The sequence below is a fragment of the Arthrobacter sp. JCM 19049 genome (assembly GCF_001310435.1).
In genome coordinates, this window is sequence record NZ_BAXF01000946.1 from 1 (window position 1) to 533 (window position 533).

Genomic DNA, 533 nt, shown 5'->3' on the forward strand with positions numbered 1-533 from the left:
AGGGCAGCATCGGCGATGTCCTTGAAGTACTCGTTGTCCGAGGTGTTGGCCTGCGGCGCGGCGCACGCGTCACCGCACTTGTAATGGCAGGTGGCCGCCGAACGGTTGCCGCGGGTGTGACCGTGCATGGGAAGCAGCCGGCGCGAGGTTTGCATCAGGGATCACTTTCTGTGGTGGTGCTGCACGCCGCGAGCCCGGTGCCTGGGCTGGGGTGTGAAGCGGTGGCTCATCGTGCGCTGGGAAGGGCGCAAGAAGAGCGTGCCACCCGTGGGTGATCGCCGGGGAACCGGAAGGTTAACCTCAGGCCAACGGACGCTGTGCCAGGTCCTGCCCGGCCAGGATGGCGTAGCAGCTTTCCAGGCGCTGCATCCAGCGCTGCCGGCCTTCGGGTTCCACGCTGTAGTGGCGCAGCTTCTGCCGGCTGACGCCGGGGCGGCGCACCTGCAGATAGCCGGCTTCGGCCAGCAGCGGCTGCTCGGTGACGTCATCCTTGTACAGGGTGCCGGTGGACAGCCCGCAGGCGTACTTCAGCT

Annotated in this window: 1 pseudogene; it reads right to left on the reverse strand. The window is 67.4% G+C overall.

Annotated elements, in window-relative coordinates:
* Window positions 1–300: 300 nt before the first annotated feature.
* A pseudogene (locus JCM19049_RS17275) lies at window positions 301–533 on the reverse strand (hypothetical protein); the annotation flags it as partial.